3 protein-coding genes are annotated in these 2,221 nt (G+C 53.2%); all 3 read right to left on the reverse strand.

All coding sequences use genetic code 11. The features are described from left to right. The coding region (locus tag B3F49_RS00860) for an ABC transporter substrate-binding protein (RefSeq protein WP_293908574.1) at nucleotides 1–668 on the reverse strand (668 nt) is incomplete at its 3' end. A gap of 62 nt (nucleotides 669–730) precedes the next feature. After that, the gene (locus B3F49_RS00865; RefSeq protein WP_293908575.1) at nucleotides 731–1,600 is read right to left on the reverse strand and encodes a carbohydrate ABC transporter permease; all 870 of its coding nucleotides are present in this window, start codon (nucleotides 1,598–1,600) and stop codon (nucleotides 731–733) included. 3 nt (nucleotides 1,601–1,603) lie between these two features. Next, the coding region (locus tag B3F49_RS00870; protein ID WP_293908576.1) for an ABC transporter permease subunit at nucleotides 1,604–2,221 on the reverse strand (618 nt) is incomplete at its 5' end.

The following is a 2,221-nucleotide window of genomic DNA, read 5'->3' on the forward strand; positions in this document are numbered from 1 at the left end:
TTCGCATCGATAAAGACACCACGTCTGAGACCGACCGAGCTGAACCACGGCTGCAGGTCCCAGATGTCCGGCATGTAGGTGAAGAACGGATAGTAGGGCTTGCGTCCCTCGGTCTGTTCCATGTAGGTCTTCACTTTTTTCAGCATCTGGTAGTAGTCATCCAACGTGGAAAGCTTGCTCAAATCGATGCCGACCTTGTCGGTGATGGCCTTGTTGACATTGACCAGCGGGAATACCTCGAGCTTGTTGAAGCCGGCATAGTACTTGCCGTTGAACTGGATTTTCTCAAGTTCAGCCTTGTCTACGTTCTCTGCATAGACTTTTGATGCGGCAATCCTGTCGGTCAGGTCCATCAACGCCCCTTGTTTGCCCAGGGTGTACATCTGGAACTGGTTGAGGTAGATCAGGTCATACTGCTCGCCGGCTCCGAGCTTCTGCATCAACACCTGGTCGTATCCCGAGGGGACCTTCTCCCAGGTGATGTTCAGACCGGTTGCCTTCTCCATGGCCTCTTCGAACAGCTTGTTCTCCGCGTCATCCTTTCCGCCGGTTACTCCGGCCAGCACCTTGACCTCCACCGCGCCTTTGTCAACCTGACCTTGGGCGAACAGCGTGAGGCTGATGGTCAGCAGCACCACCAGAATTACCAATACGCGAGTACGTTTCATATGCATCCTCCTTTTGGATTCATGGTACGTAATATCGTTTGTCTCCTCGCTAGCGAAGAGTCTTATTCCTTCACCGAACCGATCATAATTCCGCTTGAGAAGAATGACTGGGTGAAAAAGTACAGGACGACCAAGGGAAGGGCGGTCATGACCACCGCAGCCATTTTTGCATTGGCGAAAATGTAGCTGGTTCCCGACGTGGATGTCTGGTCGAACAGGATGTAGCGCAGCACAACCGGCAACGTCCATTTCTTCATGTCACTGATGAGGGTGATGGTCATGGTGATGTTGTTCCACCGCCTGATCAGCTCGAGTGTTCCTATGGTCATCAATCCCGAAACCGAAAGGCGCAGATAGATGGAGGAGAAAATCCTCCATTCCCCCGATCCGTCTATGCGTGCCGACTCGGCAAGCGAGAGGGGGATGGCCTGGAAGTAGTTGCGCATCAGAAAGACACTGAATCCGCTGACCATGCCGTTGAGGATGAGCCCTGCATAGGTATTGGTTAGACCGAGGTCCCGGTTCACTGCATAGATGCCGATCATGGTAAGCTCGTAGGGGACGGTCATGGTGAGCAGGATGAATGTTGTCATGGCCTTGCGAAACGGCAACTTGTTTTGGCAGAGAATATAGCCGGCAAGGGAGGCCATCAGCACATGCAGGACCGTTCCCACCACCGAAACATAGACGGTGTTGAAGAAGGGGCGGGGAAGGTTTGTATGTTTCCAGATGAAGGTATATCCCTCGAAGGTGGGCGGGGTGGGAAGCAACACCAGGCCTGGAGAATCGCTCTTTGCCTGGGTGGAGAGCGAAACTGCCAGGACGTTGAGCATGGGAAGTCCCATCAGGACCACCACAAGGACCAGCACCAGGATGTTCAGCACCCTCATGGCAAGGGGTAGATTGTCTTTCTTGCTGAGTCGATTCTTCATCGCCTACTCCTTGTCGTACCCGATGAATTTTCTCATCAGGCCGGTGATCAAGAGGGTGCCTGCCATCACCAGGGTCGCCCCTGCCGATGCAGTTCCGGTTTGGAAGTTGAGGATGCCGGTTTCATATACAAAGAGAAGCAGTGTGCTGATCAGTCTGCGATTGGCAGGATTGACCATGACGTAAATCTCATCGAAGTGGGTGAGCACCCCGATCGAGAGCAAAACGATGATTGTTTTCATGGTGGGAATCAGGGAGGGGAGGATGATCTTGCGGATTTGCATCAAACGCGAGGCACCGTCGATGCGTGCAGCTTCATAGAGCTGCTGGTCGATATTCATGATTGCTACCGTAAAGAGCAGTGCAAAGTATCCCATCGAGCGCCATATCCCCATGGCGATGATCAGGGGTCGGGCAAAGGCGGGGTTTGCGAGAAAGAAAATGGGTTCGGTCCCGAATATTATGGAGAGGAATTGGTTGACCAAGCCCTGCAGGTCGAAGATCAGGACCCAGATGCCTCCGATGACCGCCCAGCTGAAAAGATAGGGTATGTAGGCGATGGTTTGGATGGTCTGCTTGACTGTCCGCTGAACCAGCTCATTGAGAATGAGTGCGAAACCCAG

This window comes from Sphaerochaeta sp. UBA5836 (assembly GCF_002432845.1).
Lineage (GTDB): Bacteria > Spirochaetota > Spirochaetia > Sphaerochaetales > Sphaerochaetaceae > Sphaerochaeta.